Below are 23,080 nucleotides of genomic sequence, written 5' to 3'. Positions count from 1 at the left end.
CTCCCTGGCAATTTAGCATTCACCCGATGAACGTACTTATTAGATAAATCATCAACCTCAATGGAATCTTGCTATTTTTACGGTTCGGTTTGAGTCGATGGTGCCCATCGCCCTAAAATATGCTCGTCACAAGGTTCCGGCCCAGTAACAACATCCCGTGGTATGCAAAGCGAGATACTGATATTGGCGGCCATATCTTTTGTCAATTCAGTGACGATAGAGGGAAGGAAATGCTGACTTTCAAGAGAACTGAGAATTTGTTCGCGCTTCATCAACCTAGATGCAGTTTCTCTCTCTGGCAAAGGTGCGGTTATTCTTGCTGCTGAGGTTTTCCCATCGGAGCTGGGATTAGATTTACCAATACTCGAATTATTAGCACCAAGCACGGTGTTTCTTCCAAACTTGGTTTTATCGACGGGTTTTCCGTTAATCGTGACATTTTCACTGATAAGTTCCGGTGATGTTATATGTACGGGGACTTTACCTGAGTCAATGACAGCCAGTTCTGTTAGTTCAGCATCGGCATCAAAATAAACGCCGTGGCTATTCCCTGAAGTACCATTTATCGCGCCCCCGCTGACTGGGCCATTAATATGCACCCCATGGCCATTGTTAGAAGCATTCCCCGTAATGGTGGCGTTACTCTTATTGGTCACCGGCCCAGTGATCTTTGCGCCATGCCCATCAATGGCATTACCCGCCAACGAAGTGTTATCGAGAATATTATTGCCATACAGCTGCACACCGGTACCTTTATCGCCCGTGGCATTGCCGATGATATCCAGTAGGTCGCGGTCTCCGCCGCCGATCAGCACGGCATTGTTACTGATCGCCACACCGGTGCCATTGACCGTGTCGCCGTACACTGCACTACCATTGATGCCGGTGAGATTAGCGGTGATCCCCACGCCCTGGCCGTCAGTGCTATTACCAATAAGCGTGACACTGTCGAGGCTGCTGTCACCATCAATCTTCACTCCCGTCCCGGTGTTTGAACGACCATTGACGGTGCCGCCAGTAACCGCGCCGTCAAGTTGCACCCCATCACCCTTATCAGCATTGCCCGTAATGGCGCTGTTGCCGGTATTCACCAGCGGCCCACTGATAGCCAGTCCAATGCCGTCGATGGCATAACCATTGAGCGAAGTGTTATCGAGGGTATTATTGCCATCCAGCTGCACACCGGTACCTTTATCGCCCGTGGCATTGCCGATGATATCCAATAGGTCGCGGCCTCCACCGCCGATCAGCACGGCATTGTTACCGATCGCCACACCGGTGCCATTGACCGTGTCGCCGTACACTGCACTACCATTGATGCCAGTGAGATTAGCGGTGATCTCCACGCCCTGGCCGTCAGTGCTATTACCAATAAGCGAGACATTGTCGAGGCTGCTGTCACCATCAATTTTCACTCCCGTCCCAGTGTTTGAACGGCCATTGACGGTGCCGCCAGTAACCGCGCCGTCAAGTTGCACCCCATCCCCCTTATCAGCATTGCCCATAATGGCGCTGTTGCCGGTATTCACCAGCGGCCCACTGATAGCCAGTCCAATGCCATCAATGGCATAACCATTGAGCGAAGCGTTATCGAGAATATTATTGCCATCCAGCTGCACACCGGTACCTTTATCGCCCGTGGCATTGCCGATGATATCCAGTTGGTCGCGGCCTCCGCCGCCAATGAGAGAGGCATTATTATCAATCATCATGCCAATGCCATTAACTGAATCACCCTGCACCACGCTGTTCTGGTTCCCAGTCAGATTGCCTGCAATTTCTACCCCTTTACCGGCAGTACTATTACCCATCAGCGCGGTATTATTGAGAAGCGTATCACCATCAACTTTCACGCCACTGCCGCTGGCTGAAGTGCCATTAACCACATGGCTATTCAGCACCCCAGTGATATGTACACCAGTACCGCTAGCGGAAGCCGTGCCATTTAATCCCGTATAACCCCTGTTGTTCAGTGGGCCATCGATATCTAATGCAATACCATCGACAGCAGAACCATTTAAGCTGGTATTACTTAAGTCATTATTACCATTCAGTTTTATGCCAGTGCCGAAGCCCGTTGTCGCAACACCTTTCAAGGTAAGTAAATCGGTTTCACTGGTACCCGTCACATTTACATTTTCAGCAATATCAAGACCATAGCCGGTACCATTAATTTTTGCATTAATGATACTTTGGTGAATACCCTTCACCTCACGGGTTATTTCCACCCCTTTGCCATTAGTACTAATGCCATTGAGTCTGGCATTATCTAATACAGTAAGAGTGGCAGCATTAGCGTCAGGGAATGAATCAATTTTCACTCCGCTACCCTTAATTGAGTCACCATTAAGTGTGGTATCCATAATTGTCACATTCCCACTCATTCTCAGCCCCTCAGCATGAGTGGAACACCCAGTAATATTAATCCGATTAACTTGATGTTTAGTGCTAAAAAGGTGAACCCCAGTTCCATCAGTGCTAATGCCTGCTATTGTGACCGGGCCTGTACTGTTATTTACTACCCCGGAAATAACCACCCCACTACCGGCAATACTGCCACCTTTAATAATAGCCCCTCCTTCCCCATTTATTATCACTGTATTATTACCTTTGGAGAAATTAATTCCTGAACCACTAGTTGAACGCCCCTCTAATTTTAAATATCCATCGTTATTAATAGTTAGCTTAATTGGGCCTGAGTGGCTGATACCATGGCCATCAGCAGTATCTTGTACACCTTTACTTTCTCCACTTAAAGAGAGTTGGCTTCCTTTAACAATATTAAGTGTATTCTCGCCATAAAAATCAACACCTTTACTTGTCACTCCTATACCTTCAGTTTCGCCTTGAAAAGTAATGTTACCTTCAACTGATAAAATATTATTCTCTCTAAAACCAATACCGCCCCCTTGGCGGGTATTTAATGCTTTACCAACCACGATGCCATTCCGGGCTTTTATAGTATTATTCCCCTCCAGACTTAATACTGAGCTGGCAGTTGATATTAAATCTGTTCCTGTCTCAGCATAAACAGCCATATTTCCCACGGAGGTATTTAACTCTATGTTAGTAAAATGGGCACCTCCACCCCCAGTGCCATTAATAGCTATGTTGCCAGTTTCTGATGCCAGATTAACATTGTTTAGAATTAGTGATGAACTTTGAGCCGTAACATTATTATTGGCTGTTAGTAATATATCAGCCCCTGCAATAATATTAATCCTATTACTTTCTGTAATTCCGCTAATTTTTATAGCGTCAGCACCAGCCAAGAGCCCCATAGTTACCCCTTGTAAAGCAATATTACCACTGGCATTTAAACTACTATTCTCTGATATCCACACCCCTTTATTGGTTGTGGTAGTGTTCATGTTAATATCACCCAAAGTGGCTACAATATTACTGTTAGACAATAACACTCCATCAGCCCCGGTAAGGTGACTCTCAACATTGACTTTCTGTCCACTAACTTGTGAACCATGACTAAAATTAACACCTTGGTTAGACTCAGAAATAATATTGCCATTTAAATTAATAAAAACATCACCCGCTTTAGCTGTTAACTTACTGGAGTTAAAGGCTACCCCCCCCCATGCATTACCCTTCGCTTGGAATGTAACGTTTTTATCACTGGTTATTGTCGTATTAGAGAAAACGCCCATCCACGCTGTCTTGGAATTAGAAATAAGGGTAACGGCTACATTCCCCTTTCCGACAATCGCTGAGTTATCAGATATTTCAATGCTGCGCCACCCTTGTCCATTTAAATTGCTGCTTTCACCAGTTATACGAGTTTCACCTGCTACTGTTATATTGGCAGCATTACTAATATTAACCCCCACCTGTGATGCGGCACCCGTATTCCCCTCCAAAGTCAGATTACCAATATTATAATACCCCCCTACTATTTCAATGCGTGCTGTGTTATTTTCACTCGCATTCTTTGCAACCAAATCTCCACCATTCAATAGCACCTCATTATTATTTAATGTAATAACGGAATCTACTGTTAAGTTACCTGATAATAAATTAATATTCAGTTTACCTGTATTCGCTGTGATATTATTGTTAGCAACAATATTACCATCAGCATGTAACGTCAGCGTTGCATCTGAGCCAGCTGTTTTGTTGATGTCGGCTAGCAAGGTAATATTACACCATCGGCAACTTAATAAACGGCTATTGCTGGTCGTCACTGTTACATTTGTGCCACTATTAAGTTGAGAATTGATACTGCTATTTAATATTTGTGCGACATTGGCCGTTGGGATGAAAACCTGTGCATCTGTTACATATTCGGTTGGCATATTCCCTGCTTGAAGCGATGCGCCACTTTCAGCACCACTGCCAACAATGTTTACCTCTGCCGGATCAAGTAACCATACTCCACTTTCTCCAGCCAAAGCCACGGCATCAACCTGACCAAAAGCCTGTAAATTACGCCGACTGGATGTTTCGACTTTCCCGCCATTACCTGACTCTAATCCACCTCTGGTTTTAATATCACCATAGAATCCGGTGTAATTTTCAGACCAGAGCACTACAGTACCGCCATGCCCTTTGCGAGTGGCTGACGCATCAATCTCGGCACCTTTATCCATAACGAGTGAGTGCGCATTTCTTACCTGCTTATTTTCACCTTGCCAGCCGCCGCCAATCAAAACTTGGCCACCGCCGTCAACTCCACCCGCAGCTATTTTACTGCCAGCATCCAAATGAATATTTTTACCTTGAAAGGTAACATCCCCGCCACGTCCCTGTGGATGTGCAACATTAACCACGCCTTGCTGTCTTATAACTCCTTCATCACCACCATCAAGGTGGATAACGCCATTTTTTTCCGACAATCCGTTAGCCTGTAAAATACCGGTATTATTAATCACGGTATTCATCAACATATCTTTACCACGGGCCGTTAATTGAATAACGCCACCGTCAGCCTGAATTAACCCACCGTTTTGTATTAGAGCGGCAACCTGCTCCCCTTGGACTTGTACACCGAGCAATTGTCCATGGTCCAAATTAAGTGTGACACGTTCCCCGGTCGCTAATATTACCCTCCCCTTAGCTGTGTTAATGACACCCGAATCCAGGTTATTAACCCGCAGCCCCACTAGAGCAATATAACCTCCCGGAACGGTGCGTAAATTGGCCTGATTAATTACGCTACCTTCCTGTTTCGGGCTTGTCAGTATATAGCGCCCATTAATGAAGTCCTGATCAGACAGTGATTTCGTCGTGGCTACCAACCCCCCAACATTAATCTCTGCCCCGTGGGCAAACAAAATGCCATTCGGATTAAGCAGAAATATCTGACCGTTTGCCTTGAGGCTGCCATATATTTGAGATGCATGACTCCCCAGCACCCGATTCAGTGCGATACTCTGGGTTCCTGGCTGGTTATAAATAACGCTATTCCCCGGTGCAATATCAAAACTGTGCCAATTTATCGCTAACTTATCGGTTTGCTGTGTCACTGTCAGTGTCGTGTTATTGATATCTAATGCACCTTGGCCAATCACAACTTTGCCGTTAACCGGCAACAAGGGCTGGGCTAAAACCAGTAAGGGGATTGTGCCAAGAGCTAACCCAGTCACGATGGCTAGACAATTTAATACTTTGATATGGTTCAGCTTAATTATTTTCCGACCTGAAGGTGAATAGGATTTACCATAGGCCCGAGTGAATTCACCGACAGCTACCAAACATCCCAACCGATAACAAAAAACAAGTTTGTATAATTTACTGTTCATTATTCACGTCCATTAAATCTGACAAATATGTAATAAGCGCTAAAACATCTTGTAAGCGCTGAGCCACAGTTGGTCGTTATTTTGATTGCGCGTTATTTTCTGGCCAGTTCGATGCGCCCAAGTCATATTTAAGGAGTAATCTGCCGAACGAGTGAGTGTGATATAAGCACCAAAGCCAGATAAGTTGATATTATTTCCTAACAATCCTTCAATCGGCTGACGAGAATAATCGCCCCATCCCTGATCAAAAAACGCAGCAACCGTAATTTGATGCCCCACGCCTACCCATTTAGAAAATGACGGCTGCCAACGAGTACGTAACTCCGTGGTAAAAAGAGTGCCTTTATCTACAGCCCCATCACCAATACCATAAGCACGAACCGCCAACGGCCCGCCCAGTAATAGCTTTTGAGAACTATCTAGATTCTTACTGGTCATTTGGCCAGTAAATTGATTAAATAATGAAAAGTAAGGGCCAATACCCTGATCATGACCAATACGATAATTGAAGCGGGCAAAAGTGCCGCTAATACCAGTAAGACTATTTATGCTTTGGCTAAATTCATCATCCAGTGAAAGATGCCCTGCCGTGCCCAGTAAATTGATATGGCTCAGCCCACGAGATAATGTGCTAAATCCACCGTCAATACCCAACTCACCAGCATCCAGATTTCTTTTTTGCTTTGGTAGCATAATGATGGAATCACGCATTCTGGCTTGATAATAACCTGTATTGGCATTAATCCGAGCCTGAGAGTTACGTATCCACGGATGTCGTAAATGAATACCCCAAGTATCAGAATATCCATGGGCATCCAGTACCTCAAATGGACCGGTCAGGGTATAATTCAAATGACTATAATGAATTGCTGTTCGGGTACCATAGCTGTTAATTGGAAAGCTATAATCCAGTAAACCACTAAACACATCTGTTGAGCTGGATAAAATTAAATCTGTTCGTAATTGATCTCCCCAGCCCGTCAGGTTATTCAGTGATCCTCCTGCTAATAGCCTATTATGCCCTGAATAATCATTACCTTGATTATCAACACCGATATACCCCATGGCTAACTGCCCCGGTGTTATATCGGCATAAATCCGCGTCATTCCTGACTGGGATCCCGGCTTTAATGTCAGCGAAGCATCAATGCCAGGAATTTCATTTAGAATAAGTGCAGCACGCTCCAATTGAGATAATTCTGCCAGAGAACTTGAGCACTTTGTTTCACCAAAGAATCCGACTTCTTTACTGCAACTATTCCTTTTAATCATAGCCGTCACGAATTGAGTATTTAGCCTACTCTGGTTATTCACTTCCGGTTTATCTAATCGGCCAGAAATAACCCTAATTAAAATAATTCCATCATGAACAGTTTGTGGCGATAATATTGCCTGAGCAGCGACCCACCCTTTATTTCGATAAAAACGTGTTATCGCCAGCGTCATGTTCTGTAAATCAGTAAACGTTAATGGTCGGTTTAACCAAAGATTCAATACAGCTTGCAGATCCTTATTATTGGTATTTAGGATGCTTGTTTCTCCTTCGAGTTTCACCTCTCGTAGGGTAATATAACTCGATGCAACAGATCGATTTGATGATGGTATGGCTAGTTTTGGCAGTTGGATCTCTGCTTCATGTGGTAAAATTTGTGGCTCGATTGTTGTTTGCCTAATTTCATTACCAAGAGTACCCGCATTGGGTACACTTTTTATTGGGGGAACTGCAATAAGGGGAGAAATGTAAAAAATTGCTGAATAAGAAAAAGCAATAAATAATATTGAACTGACCTTGGATTGATTTAATGATGCCGCTAGACAATAAAGATATCGCATAAAATATGCCCATTTAAATAGGGGTGACACCAGTATAAGATAACAACCACACTAATTATTTATAACTAGCCCGCATGGTCATTATTTTCATTAGCAAGTAATTTTTCATTCACCAATAACCGTTAGATAGGAAAAATAAGACAACATGAGTAATAACCAAAAGGCATATTTGTTATCAGAACACTATCTACACATTATTGAAACAGACTAATAGGGTCGATATCTTTATCACAAATAGTTATTTTAGATAAAATTATTCTTATCTATTTAAGATTATGGTAAGTTATAATAAATAATTATTTTTACATGTAATTTATATATATCAATAAGAAATAAAACTCACAACACAATGAAATATATCAATTAAAAAAACAAATCAATTAAAGCAAAGGTAATGATGTTATTTTAATATACAAATAAGTAATCAAAAAAACAAAAAACAGATTAAATAACACTAAAAAACCGTCACCTATTTATATGAAAATAAATATAATATTAGTTATATTTAAAATAATATAAAAACCCCGCATTACTCTGCGAGGTCTCTATTTTGTTGATAGGGATAATTTAAATACAGCCCTGATGATAACTTTAATTATCCATTTTGTCTGATACGAGCAATCAAACCATCGACAGTATCAATGTGTGGTGCCGCCAAAATCAATGTTTGTCCTAAACTCAGCGCATGGCGCTGGCATGCTCTGCGCATTTCATCATCAGTAATGCTATCCAGATCAGCAACATGTGCCAAGCCGATGGTACGTCGGATTAATTCACTGCCGCAATAGCCTATAGCATCCTGCCAAACATGTTGCAGAAACAGCTGAGCATAACCTTCGGTTGCCAGAACCGAGTCTTGTGTTTTTTCCTCGCTTAATGCCAAGAAGCGGTTGGCAAAAGTTTCCCAGAGGGTATGGATGTCATCTAGCCGCTGTTCCCGGCCCGCAGCAGCATCTCGCGGGCCCGCTAGGCCCGGTAAACCACAGTAGTTAAGCAATAAATTGCCCAGCGCAGTTCCTATATCAAAACCAATCGGGCCATAGAAACCAAATTCCGCATCAATAGCTTTCAAGCGACCATCAGCAACAAAAATTGAACCGCTGTGAATATCGCCATGAAGTAATGCCTCTGCTTTGCTTAGGAAGCCGTGCTTCAATGAGGCCACCGCCAGTTTAAGTGCATTATCCTGGCGCAGTGCTAGCACATCCGGTAATAGCGCCGGATCAAAATTATTACGCTCATGGTCGATATAAGGGTCAGTAAAGAATAAATCTTCGGTTATTTGGCACAATTCCGGATTGGAATATTGGCTTACTGCGGCTTTTTTAGCTTGTGCTGACTGATAAAAATCTGAAGTGTGGAATAAGGTTTGCGCCAAATATTCAGCCAGTTGCCCAGCAGCCTGCGGATAATATTTTCCTGCTAGCAGCTCACTACGCCAAATATGGTGATCAGATAGATCTTCTTGCACCATAACGGCCAACTCCGCATCGTGGTGCAGTACATTGACCGTATGTTGCGGGCAGAATTGGCTGTGTGTCAGCAGAGTTTCAGCTTCAATTCTGGCGCGATCCAAGGTCAAAGGCCAAGATTCTCCGACACACCGCACATAAGGTAGCGCTTGTTTGACAATCACCCGACTAACGCCCGCTGCATCACGGATTTTAAAGACCAGATTAAGATTTCCATCACCAATTTCATCCGCTGAGACTAATGTCAGTGGGTCAGCCACCTGGCCAAATTGGCGAGCATATTCAATAGCATCCGCAGCAGTAAATGTATGGTAGCGCGACATCTTCAACCTCTTTATTCTTTATCTGATTCTGATTCACTCACTGCCAACCATTTGCTTAGCTGTGAAATTATTCCCTGTTAGAGTAAAAAATTCCGTATTTAGGCGTAAAACCATATAGACGTCTACACATCCATAAGTTATGTTGGCAGAATAAGAAACCAGATGCAATAACGCAACATGGATTTAACTGACAATGCAGACGTTTAACACGCTCGATTTACACACTATTGGTTTACAAGCTATTGATTTACAAACCACCAGCTTAAAAGTCATGGATAACCAGCTGTGGATCCTTGACCAGCAGGCTTTGCCACAGCGTCAGGAATGGTTGTCAGCAGATACCGTGGAGTTGCTCATTGAGCATATTCAAGCACTACGTGTACGCGGTGCACCGCTAATTGGCTTATCTGCCAGTCTTTTGTTGGCATTGCTGGCTCAGCGGGGTTTATCGCAAACTCAGCTTGAGCAAGCACTCATTGCCCTGCGGGATTCGCGCCCAACTGCAGTTAATCTGATGAATAATCTGGCACGGATGCAGCAAGCGTTATGGCAAGCCAACTGGGTTGAAACCATGACCCACGAAGCATTGCGTCTGGTAGAGGAAGACCGCGAATTATGTGAGCGTATTGCCCAACATGGCGCAGCATTAGTGAAACCCGGTAGTAATTTACTGACTCACTGCAACACTGGCGGGTTGGCAACGGCGGGTATCGGTACCGCTATTGGCGTATTGTGGCGCGCTCATCAGCAAGGCAAAATTCGCCAAGTGTGGGTTGATGAAACCCGTCCCTTGTTGCAGGGGGGGCGCTTAACCGCGTGGGAGCTTGGGGAGTTGGGTATTCCATATCAATTGATATGTGATTCAATGGCTGCCAGCCTGATGGCACAAGGTCAAGTGGATGCCATCTGGGTCGGTGCAGATCGTATTGCCGCCAACGGCGATGTTGCAAATAAAATAGGCACCTATAGCCTGGCAGTTTTGGCTCACTATCATCGCATTCCATTCTATGTTGCAGCCCCCCATACCACCCATGATCCGGCTTGTCCTAATGGTGCAGCCATCCCAATAGAGCAGCGTGCGGCCAGTGAAGTCATGGGAGTGTCAGGGAGTTTTGGTCATTGCCAATGGGCACCCCAGGATGCCAATGTGTATAACCCGGCATTTGATGTTACCCCGGCTACATTAATCAGCGGCTGGGTGTTGGACAGCGGCGTTATCACGCCAGAGCAAGTCGCAGCGGGTTTCTTCCAACCGCAGAGTTAACAATTAGCCTCAGGTAGCTTAGTTGCCGCCTGAGGCTGACCACAGGTTAATTCAGTCGAGGATAAGCATCTGCAATTTTATCGCCAGTAAAATGCGCTACCCAACCTTCTGGATTATCAAATACTCGAATTGCGGTGAAATTCGGTGCAGAGCCCATATCAAACCAATGGCGCGTATCGGCAGGGACGGATATCAAGTCATTCTTTTCACACAAAATTTGATAAATTTTGCCGTTTAAATGCAAACAAAATAGCCCGCTTCCCTCCACGAAGAAACGGACTTCATCTTCACCGTGGGTATGTTCCGATAAAAATTTCTCACGCAAGACTTCGCGCTGTGCGTGATCGGGGCGCATGCTGATCACATCCCAACTCTGATAGCCTTTCTCAGCCACTAGCCGGTCAATTTCATGCTGATAAGCGGCGATCACTGCTTCAGGTTGCGGGTTTTCTCCCAACTCACGATCAGCTTGCCAGCGTTCAAAACGTACACCTATTGCCGTCAGTTCTTGTTGGATTTCATCAGCATCGAAGCTTTGCCACAGCGGCTGTTCCGGCTGTTTTTCACTGAAAATAGTTAATCCGCTCATACTGTAAAATCCTCAGCTTTTAGTTAAAACGCGCTAAATCTATCTGATCAAAGCGGTTTACTTGTAAATGGCGACTCTCGTTATCAGGAAGGTCGCGAATCAACTGGCAGGTATGCCAGCCTGCCAGTTGAGCAGCATCCAATTCTTGGCGGATATCCGACAAAAATAGCAATGTTGGCGGCGCAATCGCCAGTTGGCTGGCAATATTCTGGTAAGCACTCACTTCGCGCTTGGCCCCGACGTGGGTATCGAAATAGCCACTGAATAATGGTCGTAAATCCCCGGCATCGCTGTAACCGAACAGCAATTTCTGAGCATCAACCGAGCCAGAAGAGTAGACATACAGACCCAGGCCTTGCTGTTGCCAGTCAGCCAGTTGCCCGGCAACTTCCGGGTACAGATGGCCGCGAAAATCCCCTTGCAGATAACCGCTGCGCCAGATAATGCCCTGGATGGCTTTCAAGGCAGTGGATTTGCGGTCTTCATCCATAAAACGGTGCAAAGCGGCAATCAACGTTTCGATATTCGCTGCGGGTTGTTCAATCTCTCGGCGTAAATCAACCAGAGCGGCTGCAACCTCTTCATCTTGCTGATGTTGATGTAGAAATGGCGTCAGCCGCTCTCTGGCATAAGGAAACAGCACTTGATGAACAAAACGAATATCCGTGGTGGTGCCTTCAATATCGGTAACAATTGCCTGAATCATTTGGCCTCCAGCCTTAAGGGTTTATGTCAAACAAGCGCCGTTGCAGCTCACACTGGAATAGGAATTCCAGCCCTTCCAAGTGGCGGCGGGCTTCAGACACGCTATTCCCCCAGCAATATAGGCCATGACCGCGTACTAAAAAACCATAACGCAGTGGGTGGTTATCCGCCAACGTGGCAATCCGTTGTGTCAGCGCCGAGATATCCTGATCATTATCGAAAATAGGGATTATCACGGTATCAAGATGGCTGCGCTGCCCTGATAGCGATTTCTGCATCTCATAACCTTGCAATACCAGCTCATGGCTGCGCTCTACCCGTGACAGTACTGTGGCATTGACCGAGTGAGTATGTAAAACCGCATTGATTTCAGGATACAGACGATAAAGTAAGGTATGTAAGCCAGTCTCTGCCGACGGAGTTCTGCCGCTAGGCACATGATTATTAGCCGTTTCCACCAGCAAAAAGTCATCTGCAGTTAGGCTGCCTTTATCTTTACCAGATTCCGTCACCAAACATTGTGTTGAGTCCAGACGCAGGGACATATTGCCGCCGGTCGCCGGGCACCAGCCCTTCTCTCCGATCCAGTGGCAGGCGGCTAACAGTGCGCCGAGTTGTACATTTTCTGTCATTGCATATCCCTGTTGTGATGTTGGTGTGCCATGGCATGTTGCCACCGCGATCAGCCAGACAAATTATTGTTAGCACAATTTCATCTATGCTTAGCAAATTACGTCATTTAGCCGTTTAAACATCTAAGCGTCTTGATTGCCAAATCTTAACATCGTGTTATATTGACGGCAACATACAGCGCCAGGAGTATTCACCTGTCATGAGCACTTTATCTTTTATTCCAGACAGTAAATTGCCAGCACAAGGCACCACAATCTTTACGCAAATGAGTGCGTTGGCGCAAAAACACCAAGCTATTAATCTGTCGCAGGGCTTCCCGGACTTCGATGGCCCTGATTATCTAAAGCAACAATTGGCCTATCACGTCAGCCAAGGTGCTAACCAATATGCCCCAATGACCGGTGTCGCTCCGCTGCGCCATGCCATTGCCGAGAAAACCGCTAAAACCTATGGCTGGCAGCCCGATGCAGACAGCGAAGTCACTATCACCACCGGGGCCAGCGAAGCCCTATTTGCAGCGATTACCGCCTTGGTTCGGCCCGGCGATGAAGTGATTTGTTTTGATCCCAGCTACGACAGCTATGCGCCCGTGGTCAAACTGGCGGGCGGCGTACTCAAGCGCATTGCCCTCAAACCCCCGGCGTTCGCCACCGATTGGGCCGAATTTGCCGATCTGGTTTCTGAGCGCACCCGTCTGGTGATTGTGAATACGCCACATAATCCATCGGCTACCGTGTGGCGCGCCGATGATTTTGAACAATTGTGGCAAGTCATTGCTAAGCGCAATATTTATGTGCTTAGTGATGAAGTGTACGAACATATCTGCTTTAGCGCCGCAGGTCATGCCAGCGTATTGGCCCATCCACAGTTGCGGCAGCGGGCTATCGCCGTTTCCTCTTTTGGTAAAACTTTCCACATGACTGGCTGGAAAGTGGGTTATTGCATTGCACCTGCCGCTATCAGTGCTGAAGTACGAAAAATCCACCAATATCTGACTTTCTCGGTATGCACGCCTGTGCAGTTGGCACTGGCGGATATGCTTAATGCTGAGCCGGAGCACTGGCAGCAATTGCCAGAGTTTTACCGCACTCGCCGTGACCGTTTCGTCAATGCATTGTCTACTAGCCGCCTGAAAATCCTACCCAGCGAAGGAACCTATTTCCTGTTGGCCGATTACAGTGCGATTTCGGATCTTGCTGATGTGGAGTTTTGCAAATGGCTGACCGAGCATGTGGGCGTGGCAGCAATACCTTTATCCGTCTTCTGTGAAGGCCCTTTCCCCCATAAACTTATCCGGCTATGTTTCGCTAAACAGGATGCTACGTTGGATGCCGCTGCGGAGCGCTTGTGTCAACTTTAAAACTGACTCTACTGCAACAACCGCTGGTGTGGTTGGATGCACAGGCTAATCTGCGTCACTTTGACATGCTGCTGGAATCTTTGCCGCAGCGGGATGTGATTGTGCTGCCGGAAATGTTTACCACCGGTTTTGCCATGAACGCGGCGGAAAATGCATTACCGGAAACTGAAATCATTGACTGGCTGCGTCATTGGTCGGCGCGTACCGATGCCCTCATCGGCGGCAGTGTGGCGCTAAGTACAGCAGAGGGGGCAGTTAACCGTTTTCTGCTGGTTGAACCGACCGGCAAAATCCATCGTTATGACAAACGCCACTTATTCCGCATGGCGGGTGAACATCATCATTATCAGGCGGGTAAAACGCGCAAGGTTGTAGAGTGGCGTGGCTGGCGTATTCTGCCGCAAGTCTGTTATGACCTACGCTTTCCGGTATGGTCACGCAACCAGCAGGATTATGATTTAGCCCTGTATGTGGCTAATTGGCCCGCGGCTCGAGCCAAACACTGGCAAACCTTGCTGGCAGCCCGTGCGATAGAGAATCAAGCTTACGTTGCTGGCTGTAATCGTGTTGGTGATGATGGTAATGGCCATCACTATCAAGGTGATAGCCTGATTCTGGATGCGCAAGGTGAGATTTTAGCGCAAGCAGAACCTGGACAAGCGGCACAATTGGATGCTGAGTTATCGTTGGAAATACTGCAAAGTTATCGTGCAGCCTTCCCTGCTTACCATGATGCCGACAAGTTTTTATTAGTGTAAATGGGAAAGCGTGCCGAATGGCACGTTAACCCGATGACCCAGTCCAATGATTCACTTAGCCCATGATAATACCGTTTCCAGATATGCCTGGATGCCTCTGGCTATATCATTGCTGGTCACTGATTCATCTGGATGATGACTCACGCCACCTTTGCAGCGAACAAACAGCATTCCCACCGGCCAACATTCACCAACGGCAATCGCATCATGGCCTGCGCCGCTCGGCAGAGCTAACGAACGCCCTTGTGTTTGGTGCACACTGTCACTGATACGTTGTTGTAAATTATCATCACAGCGGGTTGCATTGATACGGTAAAACTCTTCAGCCGAGAAGGTCAGGCCACGGCGGGCGGCTATCACTTCAGCTTCAGCCAATAAGCGGGCTAGCAAATGGCTTACGCCATTGTCTTGTGGGCCACGAATATCCAGTGTCAACTTTATCGCCCCCGGAATGACATTCACCGCGCCGGGTAAGCATGCCAGCGTCCCGACTGTTGCGACTAAATGCTCACCGTAACTCTCAGCCAAATTTTCAACCGCACAAATCCATTCAGCAGCACCGGCTAATGCATCCTGCCGCTGGCCCATTGGTACCGTTCCGGCATGGCCCGCCAGTCCGGTAAATTGGCAATTTAGGCGGCGAGCACCATTAATGGCCGTCACCACCCCCAAGGCCAAATCAGCCTTTTCCAAACAGGGGCCTTGCTCTATATGGAGCTCTAGGTAAGCACAGAAATCGCTGATGGCCCGCTGTGATTCCCCCACAACCGCTGGGTCAAAACCGGCATTTTCCAGTGCCTGCGCCACACTGATACCCTCGGCATCCGTTTTACTTAACCAGTCAGTTGGCCAGCGCCCGGTAATTCCTTTGCTGCCCAGCAAGGTGATACCAAAGCGTGTTCCCTCTTCATCCGCAAAACCAATGACTTCAATGGCAACCGGTAACCGCCGCTGCTGTTGATGCAGATATCCCACCACTTCCAATGCACTTAATACCCCGAGCATGCCATCATAGCGGCCCGCATTGCGCACGGTATCAAGATGGGAACCCAGTAAAATGGCCGGTGCAGCGGATTGCAAACCTTCATAGCGGCCACAAATATTACCAACCGAGTCTTGCCAGACGCGCATTCCGACAGCTTGCATCCATTCCCCCACTTGCTGATTTGCTCGCAAATGTTCAGGGGACAGATACACTCGCGTGAGCATCTCTGCTGACTCACTGATTGCCGCCAGCACATCACAACGGGCCAGAACCCGGAATGCGGCTTGCTCTGCCTCGGCATCAGGCAGGGTCACGGCCATTATCTTGCTCCGCAGGTTTTGTCTGTAGCCTGCTTATCACTATCAGCTTGATAAATATCCCATGCTGCCTGCAAACCTGCCCCCTGAACGGTGGCAAATCCCAGACGGTTTAATACTGCCTCCAATGCCACCAGCGTTTGCATCACGCAATCTTTTCGGGCGTTATATCCCATGGTCCCGATGCGCCAAATTTTGCCATTCAACGGGCCAAATGAGGTACCAATCTCGATACCAAAATCATTTAGCATCAGTTGACGTACTTGTTCCCCAGGAATTCCTGGCGGAATAACCACACCCAATACATTGTTCATGCGGTGTTTTAAGTCACCAAACACCGCCAGCCCCATGCCCTGAATACCCGCCAGTAGCGCGGAGCCATGTAAAGCATGACGGGCAATCCCATTATCCAGCCCCTCTTCCAGCATCACCCGCGCACATTCTCGCGCCGCAAAAAGCATACTGGTAGCTTCAGTATGATGATTGAGCCGCTCTGGCCCCCAATAATCCATGATCATGCCCAAATCAAAATAATTGGAGTAAATCATCTCTTCGTCGCCGTCGGCGTGATCCTCAGTGCGGATGCCCTGCTCAATACATTTACGACGACGAATTTGTTCAGCGAATTGTGGACTGAGAGTGACTGGAGAGCTGCCTGACGGCCCACCGAGGCACTTTTGCAACCCAGCCGAGACAGCATCCAACCCCCAAGCATCAGTTTCCAACCGGTTTCCGCCCAGTGAAGCCGTGGCATCGGTATAGAATAATACTTGATGGCGACGACAAATCTCGCCCAATTCAGCCAATGGCTGCAACAAGGTCGTTGAGGTGTCGCCATGCACCGTCAGTAATAAGCGTGGTCGCACCTTCTTGATGGCATCTTCAATCATGTCTGGGCTGAAAACTTCGCCCCACGGCACCTCGATGGTATGCACCTCGGCGCGGCAACGGCGGGCAATTTCGCACAGCAGATGGCCAAATCGACCAAAAACCGGCACCAACACCTTATCGCCAGGGCGAATGGCCGACAAAAAAATCGCTTCGATACCGGCGCGAGAGGTGCCATCCACTAACATCGTCCACGGGTTTTCAGTGCGGAAAATCCCGCGATACAGTGCCATTACCTGATTCATATAGTCAGTCATTGCCGGATCGTACTGCCCAATCAACTGGCTGGACATTGCACGCAGCACTCGCGGATCGGCATTGATCGGCCCCGGCCCCATCAGCAGCCTTGCGGGCGGATTAATCTGACTAAACAGTAAGTTATGGCTGAGCACTGACATAATGAATCTCCATTTTTCTAAATCAGTAAAATTTTTTATAAACCGCGAACCGACGAAACAAACTGCTGTAATTCTGCCGTCTGTGGGTTAGCTAATAGGGCGCGACTTTCTCCCTGTTCCCACACCTGCCCCTGATGCATAAACACCACCCGGTCACCTACTTCGCGCGCAAAATTCATCTCATGGGTGACGAGGATCAAGGTCATCCCTTCTGCGGCTAACTGTTCAAGGACTTTTAATACTTCGCCCACCAGTTCCGGATCCAGCGCGGAGGTTATCTCATCACAGAGTAATACTTTGGGTTGCATTGCCAATGCTCTGGCTATAGCCACCCGCTGTTGCTGGCCGCCAGAAAGATTGGCCGGATAATAATCCATCCGATCCGCCAACCCGACTTTGGTCAACATCTCGGTGGCCAGTTGGCGACTCTCGGTGGCACTCTTTTTCAATACCCGACGTGGCGCCAACATCACATTCTCCAGCGCAGTCATATGAGGGAATAAATTGAAGCTCTGGAATACCATCCCGACTGAACGGCTAATCTCCCGCGCCTGAGAGTCACGATGAGTCACCGTCATTCCGCCCAGTTTGATACTGCCGTCCTGATACTCTTCCAGACCATTGATGCAACGCAGTAAAGTACTTTTACCGGAACCACTGCGACCTATAATCGAGATAACTTCCCCCATCTCGATATCCAGATCCACGCCTTTCAGCACATGGTTCTGACCATAGTATTTTTGAACCTGATTAATGGTGATCAGCGGCATGGAATTTCCTCTCCAGATAGTGGCTATAGCGCGATAAGGGGTAACACATCAGGAAATAGCCTAGCGCCACCAGCCCGAAGACTTTAAACGGCTGATAAGTGACATTATTTAGCATGGTGCCCGCTTTGGTCAGCTCAACAAAACCAATGATTGATGCCAGCGCCGTACCTTTAATCACCTGCACCGAGAACCCCACAGTGGGGGCAATGGCAATACGCATCGCCTGTGGAGCAATAACCCGGAATAATGTCTGACTGAAACTCAGCCCCAAACAGCGCGAGGCTTCCCACTGACCTTTTGGCAAAGCATCAATACTACCGCACCAGATATCCACCAGAAATGCGCTGGTAAACAAAGTCAATGCCATCGCCGCCGCCGTCCACGGGCTCACATCAATGCCCAACAGAGCCAAACCGAAAAAGGCCAGAAATAGCTGCATCAATAAGGGCGTGCCTTGAAATAATTCGGTATAACCACGAACAAAACGCGCCAACCCACGCCAACGGCTCAAGCGCATTAACATCAGCGGTAATGTCACCAGAGTGCCACCAATAAAGGCGGTCAGTGACAGCAAAAGTGTCCAGCGGGCCGCCAGTAGCAGGTTGCGGATGATATCCCAGTCAGTAAACATCATGAGGCTCGGCCTCCAAAGAAGCGACGCCCGGCCGCCAGTAGCAATTGGCGCATCGCAATGGACAACAGCAAGTACAGCAATGTGGTCACCAAATAGACCTCAAAACTGAGAAAAGTGCGCGACTGAATTAGGTTAGCGGCAAAGGTCAGTTCTTCAAATGCCACTTGCGACACCACCGCAGAACCGAGCATCACAATAATGCACTGGCTAACGAGCGCCGGATAAATCCGCTGTAAGGATGGTGGCAGGATCACGCGGAAAAATGTCTGACTGCGGCTCAATCCCAACACCCGTCCAGCTTCCCATTGGCCTTTGGCGCTGGCCTGAATCCCGGCGCGGATAATCTCGGTGCTGTAAGCACCCAAATTTATTATCATCGCTAGCAAAGCGGCTTGCCCGGCACTGAGCTTCAGCCCCAGCGCCGGTAAACCGAAAACAATAAAAAATAGCTGCACAACAAATGGGGTATTACGCACTATTTCCACATAACCGCCCCACGCACGCCGCAATATGACGCTACCGCTAGCATTGTTGTCACTACAGCGGATCGCCGCACCGACAATCCCCAGTGCCATACCGCCAATCGTCGCCATGGCCGTTAGCTCAATGGTGGTCAACAGGCCCGACAATAATTCAGGCAAGTAAGGCCACAGGGCAGAGAAATTTAGCTGATAGGTCATAGCCAGCTCCCGTTATGCGCCAAGAGAAGCAGGTAACGGAGCCTTTAACCATTTTTCTGACAAGCCATTGAGCGTCTGATCCTGCAATGCTTCCTCAATCAGGGCATCCACTTTTGCTTTCAGTGCTGGTTCACCTTGGCGCAAGCCGATATAGCAGGGCGAATCTTTCAGCATAAATTTTGCTACTGGCGCATGAACTGGGTTCTGGCGAGCTAATGCACTGACCACCAAATTGCCGGTCGCCAGATAATCTACTTGGCCCGACAGATAGGCTGATAAGGTAGTGTTATTATCTTCATAGCGCTTGATTTGCGCCTGTTTGGGCGCTAACTCACTTAGCACCATGTCTTCAACCGCCCCACGGGTCACGCCGACAGTTTTCCCCGCCAATTGTTCAGGTTGCTGTAATGCATCATCTTTTGCGCCAAATACGCCAAGGAAAAACGGCGCGTAAGCCCGACTAAAGGCGATAGCTTTTTCTCGCTCCGGGTTTTTACCCAAGCTTGAAATCACTAAATCCACTTTATCGGTTTGCAGATACGGTACCCGATTCGCACTGGTCACCGGCACCAATTGCAACTTTAGTTTCATTTTATCGGCCAGATAATGGGCCATATCGATGTCATAACCCTGTGGCTGAAGATCTGTCCCCACAGAGCCAAAAGGAGGAAAGTCTTGTGGAACTGCTACGCGTAATACACCACGTTGCTGAATTTGCTCTAATTGATCGGCTAACACTGAAGGTGCCTGAACCAATATCAGTGCAGCACCCAACCAGGCCAACATCCGCTTTTTCATGTTCATAGCATATCTCCGATAAGTCAGTAATGAAACGATGGATTCTTAAAATCAAATTACTGAAACTATCGTTGCAACTACTGTGCCAATGATCATTGCGGCAAAAAGGCTGATATTCAGCAGCCTTATGCAGGGGGAGGGAATTAATCGAGCAAGGGAAATCACAAGAAAGGTGCAAATCAACCATCAAAGCGCACCATAAAAGAGCGCGAATCCTCAAGGAAGGAGAAGGTTGTTACGGCGACAGTATCGGCAGATACACCGAGGTTACCACTGCTCTAACTCACCGAAAGAGTCATACAGATCAGCAATTTGATGAATTCTTTGTCGCCCTTGCGCCAGCATCTCATGCAGCAACGCATTACTCAGTAAATTGGCCAAACTCATTGCTGCAGAATAACTATCAAAAGCAGAGACACTGTCGAGTGGTGTGGTCAAACGCCAGCGTGCTAACGGCAGCAATGACTGAGCCTGCGGCTCACAAATCAGCAGTGTTGGTACACCTAGCACCTGCATTTGCAGCAAAATTTCGCGAATGACTTTAGGCCGACGGCGGAAGGCCACCACAATGAGTACATCGCGCTGGCTGACATCTACCAGTTCCTCTGACAACGTCTGCCCCACTTGCGGTATTAATTGAACATGCTGACGGACTTGCAGCAGTTGCTGACGTAAATGCAGCGCCACCGGATAGCTATTACGCAACCCCAACAACAGGATGCGCGGTGCTTGCACCAACCCACTGATAACCTCGCCAAATTGCTGACTATCTAATTGATTTACCCAGTGAGTCAGATTCGCCATCTCCTGCTTATAATGGCGCGCCAGCAAAGTATTCCCCTGCACGGCGTCACGGTTATCAGTCAATGGCATTCCGCTTTGACGCAAGGTACGCACCTCGTCCCGCATCTCCCGATAACTGCTGTAACCAAGCCGCTTAAACAATCGGCTGACCGTGGCCTTAGACACGCCGCTTAGCCGCGCCAGTTCGGCACTGTTATAACTGATTAGATCATCAAAATGGTCAAAGATAAAATCGGTAACACGCTGCTCCTGCGGGGTTAATTGCGCATAATGCGTCCGCAAGCGCTCATCAATCTGTTTCACACCTTTCTCCGACCAATGAAACTATCGTTTCAATATAGCTATTTTGCGGAACATAGCACACAAGCCCTCGCGGATAATATGATAATTTTCATTCTCAGCACCAAACTCAACATTCTGGAACGCCTCTTGCTTAGCTTCTGCTACCGCAGCCGGTTATGGATTTCACCGCAAATTAGAACAGGAATTGTCATGAAAAAAACATCAGAAAAAACCGCCATGGATTGGGCAGCTTATATTCAGCAAATGGAAGTCTTGTTGGCATTAGAGCTCGATGACACCCGCCGCGCCGCATTGCTAGTGCAATTTGAACGTATCGCCGCCATGGCTGGCCCATTGATGGCGGTGCCCTTGGATGAGCAACAAGAGATAGCCGGAGTATATCGGCTATGAAACAGATTCCAACCCTGACCATCAGCGAGATCCATCACGCCCTAACACACGGCGAACTCTGCGCACAGGAGATCGCCCTACAAACACTCGATACCATCAGCGCAGCCAATCCTGCTATCAATGCCTATACCCAAGTCACTGCGGACCGAATGCTCAGCGAAGCTTATCGGCTCGATACACTGCGCGCCAAAGGCCAAAGCTTACCGGTACTGGCGGCCATCCCCTACGCCGTGAAAAACCTGTTTGATGTTGAGGGACACACGACGCTGGCCGGTGCCAGCCTGTTTTGTGAGCGGGCACCAGCCAAGCAAGATGCGGTGGTTATTTCGCGTCTGGCCAGCCAAGGAGCGATGCTCTCCGGTATGTTAAATATGGATGCCTATGCCTATGGTTTTACTACCGAAAATAGCCACTATGGTGCAACTCGTAACCCTCGGGATCTCAGCCGCATCGCCGGAGGCTCCTCAGGAGGCTCGGCGGCAGCGGTTGCCGCAGGACTGGTGAATTTTTCACTTGGCAGCGATACCAATGGCTCTATTCGGGTGCCAGCCTCATTGTGCGGTATTTTCGGGCTGAAACCGACCTTTGGTCGTTTGTCACGTCGTGGCACCCATCCATTTGTCGCCAGTTTGGACCATGTCGGCCCAATGGCGCGCTGTACGCAAGATTTGGCGGTGGTGTATGATGCGATGCAAGGCGCTGATATAAATGATAGTTTTCAGTCAGAAAAGCCGGTTACTCCCTGTTTGAGCCAACTGCAACGCGGTCAACAAGGTTTGAGGAGTGCTGTTCTGGGGGGCTATTTCCATCAATGGTGCGACGATGATGCTAAAGCTGCGGTACAAACTGTTGCTAAAGGGCTAGAAGCCAGTGCTGAAATCGAGATGCTGCAGAGTGAATTAGCCCGTTCAGCCGCATTTATTATCAGCGCCGTTGAGGGCGGAAATCAGTATCTCCCCGCACTGAGAAAATCGCCCCAGCGCTTTGAGCCGCTGTCACGTGAACGGCTGCTAGCGGGGGCCATGTTACCCGCTAGTTGGTATGTTCAGGCCCAGCGTTTTCGTCATCATTTCCGGCAACAAATTCTGTCGTTATTTGAACACTGGGATATCTTGATTGCCCCCGCCACCCCTTGTAGCGCCACACTGATTGGTCAGGAAATCATGCATATTAATGGCAGCGACTTACCTATTCGCGCCAGTATGGGGATGCTGACTCAGCCTATTTCTTTCCTTGGCCTGCCTGTCGTCACTGTGCCACTGAAAACTGCAGGCGGGCTGCCTATAGGCATTCAACTGATTGCAGCACCATGGCGAGAAGATTTCTGTTTGCGGGCCGCTTATGCATTAGAGCAACAAGGATTGGTTAGCGCCCCTATCAGCTCCGTCATCTAATAAGCACTTTTTCCGATGAGAATAAGCCA

General features: G+C 47.9%; 18 protein-coding genes. 5 read left to right on the top strand and 13 right to left on the bottom strand.

Translation table 11 applies throughout. The annotated features are described in order from the left end of the window. Window positions 1-77 precede the first annotated feature (77 nt). From DJ58_RS04185 to mtnK, 3 genes are all read right to left on the bottom strand, one after another. A complete protein-coding gene (locus DJ58_RS04185; RefSeq protein WP_032910638.1) occupies window positions 78-5,753 on the bottom strand; it encodes a two-partner secretion domain-containing protein in 5,676 nt (1,891 codons plus the stop codon). A gap of 39 nt (window positions 5,754-5,792) precedes the next feature. Further along, window positions 5,793-7,586: a ShlB/FhaC/HecB family hemolysin secretion/activation protein gene (locus DJ58_RS0121915; protein ID WP_004707423.1), complete on the bottom strand. Its 1,794-nt coding sequence runs from the start codon at window positions 7,584-7,586 to the stop codon at window positions 5,793-5,795. Between the two features lie 595 nt (window positions 7,587-8,181). After that, window positions 8,182-9,381, bottom strand: coding sequence for an S-methyl-5-thioribose kinase (mtnK, locus tag DJ58_RS04190; protein ID WP_004707418.1), 1,200 nt, complete (start codon window positions 9,379-9,381; stop codon window positions 8,182-8,184). Window positions 9,382-9,574: 193 nt separating this feature from the next. Here mtnK and mtnA point away from each other — a divergent pair, with 193 nt between their 5' ends. Continuing rightward, entirely contained in the window at window positions 9,575-10,645 is a 1,071-nt protein-coding gene (gene mtnA / locus DJ58_RS04195; RefSeq protein ID WP_004707415.1) for an S-methyl-5-thioribose-1-phosphate isomerase, read from the top strand. 46 nt (window positions 10,646-10,691) lie between these two features. On the opposite strand, the gene DJ58_RS04200 is transcribed toward mtnA, so the two are convergent. Genes DJ58_RS04200 through DJ58_RS04210 form a run of 3 tightly spaced genes read right to left on the bottom strand, consistent with a single transcriptional unit; the run spans window position 10,692 to window position 12,571 of the window. Continuing rightward, window positions 10,692-11,234, bottom strand: a complete 543-nt coding sequence (locus DJ58_RS04200) for a 1,2-dihydroxy-3-keto-5-methylthiopentene dioxygenase (RefSeq protein ID WP_004707414.1) — start codon at window positions 11,232-11,234, stop codon at window positions 10,692-10,694. Window positions 11,235-11,253: 19 nt separating this feature from the next. After that, window positions 11,254-11,940 carry an acireductone synthase gene (mtnC, locus tag DJ58_RS04205; protein WP_004707411.1) on the bottom strand — a complete coding sequence of 229 codons (687 nt, stop codon included), beginning with the start codon at window positions 11,938-11,940 and terminating at the stop codon, window positions 11,254-11,256. A 13-nt stretch (window positions 11,941-11,953) separates the two neighbouring features. Further along, on the bottom strand, window positions 11,954-12,571 hold the full coding sequence (locus DJ58_RS04210) for a methylthioribulose 1-phosphate dehydratase (protein WP_032910636.1): 618 nt from the start codon (window positions 12,569-12,571) through the stop codon (window positions 11,954-11,956). Between the two features lie 200 nt (window positions 12,572-12,771). On the opposite strand from DJ58_RS04210, the gene DJ58_RS04215 reads away from it, so the two are divergent. Both DJ58_RS04215 and DJ58_RS04220 read left to right on the top strand, forming a co-directional pair. Then, the gene (locus tag DJ58_RS04215) at window positions 12,772-13,932 is read left to right on the top strand and encodes a pyridoxal phosphate-dependent aminotransferase (protein WP_004707409.1); all 1,161 of its coding nucleotides are present in this window, start codon (window positions 12,772-12,774) and stop codon (window positions 13,930-13,932) included. Then, window positions 13,920-14,690 carry an amidohydrolase gene (locus DJ58_RS04220; RefSeq protein WP_032910634.1) on the top strand — a complete coding sequence of 257 codons (771 nt, stop codon included), beginning with the start codon at window positions 13,920-13,922 and terminating at the stop codon, window positions 14,688-14,690. The genes DJ58_RS04215 and DJ58_RS04220 overlap by 13 nt, the downstream gene beginning before the upstream one ends. Window positions 14,691-14,741: 51 nt before the next feature. On the opposite strand, the gene hpxK is transcribed toward DJ58_RS04220, so the two are convergent. The 7 genes from hpxK to DJ58_RS04255 form a co-directional block, all read right to left on the bottom strand. Beyond that, window positions 14,742-15,995 (bottom strand): allantoate amidohydrolase, encoded by a 1,254-nt coding sequence (gene hpxK, locus DJ58_RS04225; RefSeq protein WP_032910633.1) that lies wholly within the window; start codon window positions 15,993-15,995, stop codon window positions 14,742-14,744. Further along, on the bottom strand, window positions 15,995-17,278 hold the full coding sequence (locus tag DJ58_RS04230; RefSeq protein WP_004707407.1) for a pyridoxal-phosphate-dependent aminotransferase family protein: 1,284 nt from the start codon (window positions 17,276-17,278) through the stop codon (window positions 15,995-15,997). Before DJ58_RS04230 ends, hpxK begins: the two co-directional genes overlap by 1 nt. Window positions 17,279-17,313: 35 nt before the next feature. Further along, complete coding sequence (locus DJ58_RS04235) at window positions 17,314-18,048, bottom strand: amino acid ABC transporter ATP-binding protein (protein ID WP_032910631.1); 735 nt, start codon at window positions 18,046-18,048, stop codon at window positions 17,314-17,316. After that, window positions 18,029-18,682, bottom strand: coding sequence for an amino acid ABC transporter permease (locus DJ58_RS04240; protein ID WP_032910629.1), 654 nt, complete (start codon window positions 18,680-18,682; stop codon window positions 18,029-18,031). The genes DJ58_RS04235 and DJ58_RS04240 overlap by 20 nt, the downstream gene beginning before the upstream one ends. Next, window positions 18,679-19,362, bottom strand: coding sequence for an amino acid ABC transporter permease (locus DJ58_RS04245; RefSeq protein ID WP_004707403.1), 684 nt, complete (start codon window positions 19,360-19,362; stop codon window positions 18,679-18,681). Before DJ58_RS04245 ends, DJ58_RS04240 begins: the two co-directional genes overlap by 4 nt. Before the next feature lie 12 nt (window positions 19,363-19,374). Continuing rightward, entirely contained in the window at window positions 19,375-20,166 is a 792-nt protein-coding gene (locus tag DJ58_RS04250; RefSeq protein ID WP_004707401.1) for a transporter substrate-binding domain-containing protein, read from the bottom strand. Between the two features lie 261 nt (window positions 20,167-20,427). Further along, complete coding sequence (locus tag DJ58_RS04255) at window positions 20,428-21,267, bottom strand: MurR/RpiR family transcriptional regulator (protein ID WP_004707399.1); 840 nt, start codon at window positions 21,265-21,267, stop codon at window positions 20,428-20,430. 189 nt (window positions 21,268-21,456) lie between these two features. Here DJ58_RS04255 and hpxX point away from each other — a divergent pair, with 189 nt between their 5' ends. Continuing rightward, on the top strand, window positions 21,457-21,657 hold the full coding sequence (gene hpxX, locus DJ58_RS04260) for an oxalurate catabolism protein HpxX (protein WP_004707396.1): 201 nt from the start codon (window positions 21,457-21,459) through the stop codon (window positions 21,655-21,657). Further along, on the top strand, window positions 21,654-23,051 hold the full coding sequence (locus tag DJ58_RS04265) for an AtzE family amidohydrolase (RefSeq protein WP_032910627.1): 1,398 nt from the start codon (window positions 21,654-21,656) through the stop codon (window positions 23,049-23,051). The genes hpxX and DJ58_RS04265 overlap by 4 nt, the downstream gene beginning before the upstream one ends. The last annotated feature ends 29 nt before the right edge of the window (window positions 23,052-23,080 follow it).

Origin of the sequence: Yersinia frederiksenii ATCC 33641 (assembly GCF_000754805.1) — a bacterium.
GTDB classification, from domain to species: domain Bacteria; phylum Pseudomonadota; class Gammaproteobacteria; order Enterobacterales; family Enterobacteriaceae; genus Yersinia; species Yersinia frederiksenii.
Note: the sequence above shows the minus strand (reverse complement) of the source record. Positions and strands in the feature narration are given on the sequence as shown.

What these genes read in the sequence shown, in the direction of transcription:
- DJ58_RS04185 (WP_032910638.1), bottom strand. Translation starts at nt 5,753, where the DNA reads ATGAACAGTAAATTATACAAACTTGTTTTTTGTTATCGGTTGGGATGT.
- DJ58_RS0121915 (WP_004707423.1), bottom strand. Translation starts at nt 7,586, where the DNA reads ATGCGATATCTTTATTGTCTAGCGGCATCATTAAATCAATCCAAGGTC.
- mtnK (WP_004707418.1), bottom strand. Translation starts at nt 9,381, where the DNA reads ATGTCGCGCTACCATACATTTACTGCTGCGGATGCTATTGAATATGCT.
- mtnA (WP_004707415.1), top strand. Translation starts at nt 9,575, where the DNA reads ATGCAGACGTTTAACACGCTCGATTTACACACTATTGGTTTACAAGCT.
- DJ58_RS04200 (WP_004707414.1), bottom strand. Translation starts at nt 11,234, where the DNA reads ATGAGCGGATTAACTATTTTCAGTGAAAAACAGCCGGAACAGCCGCTG.
- mtnC (WP_004707411.1), bottom strand. Translation starts at nt 11,940, where the DNA reads ATGATTCAGGCAATTGTTACCGATATTGAAGGCACCACCACGGATATT.
- DJ58_RS04210 (WP_032910636.1), bottom strand. Translation starts at nt 12,571, where the DNA reads ATGACAGAAAATGTACAACTCGGCGCACTGTTAGCCGCCTGCCACTGG.
- DJ58_RS04215 (WP_004707409.1), top strand. Translation starts at nt 12,772, where the DNA reads ATGAGCACTTTATCTTTTATTCCAGACAGTAAATTGCCAGCACAAGGC.
- hpxK (WP_032910633.1), bottom strand. Translation starts at nt 15,995, where the DNA reads ATGGCCGTGACCCTGCCTGATGCCGAGGCAGAGCAAGCCGCATTCCGG.
- DJ58_RS04230 (WP_004707407.1), bottom strand. Translation starts at nt 17,278, where the DNA reads ATGTCAGTGCTCAGCCATAACTTACTGTTTAGTCAGATTAATCCGCCC.
- DJ58_RS04235 (WP_032910631.1), bottom strand. Translation starts at nt 18,048, where the DNA reads ATGCCGCTGATCACCATTAATCAGGTTCAAAAATACTATGGTCAGAAC.
- DJ58_RS04240 (WP_032910629.1), bottom strand. Translation starts at nt 18,682, where the DNA reads ATGATGTTTACTGACTGGGATATCATCCGCAACCTGCTACTGGCGGCC.
- DJ58_RS04245 (WP_004707403.1), bottom strand. Translation starts at nt 19,362, where the DNA reads ATGACCTATCAGCTAAATTTCTCTGCCCTGTGGCCTTACTTGCCTGAA.
- DJ58_RS04250 (WP_004707401.1), bottom strand. Translation starts at nt 20,166, where the DNA reads ATGAACATGAAAAAGCGGATGTTGGCCTGGTTGGGTGCTGCACTGATA.
- hpxX (WP_004707396.1), top strand. Translation starts at nt 21,457, where the DNA reads ATGAAAAAAACATCAGAAAAAACCGCCATGGATTGGGCAGCTTATATT.
- DJ58_RS04265 (WP_032910627.1), top strand. Translation starts at nt 21,654, where the DNA reads ATGAAACAGATTCCAACCCTGACCATCAGCGAGATCCATCACGCCCTA.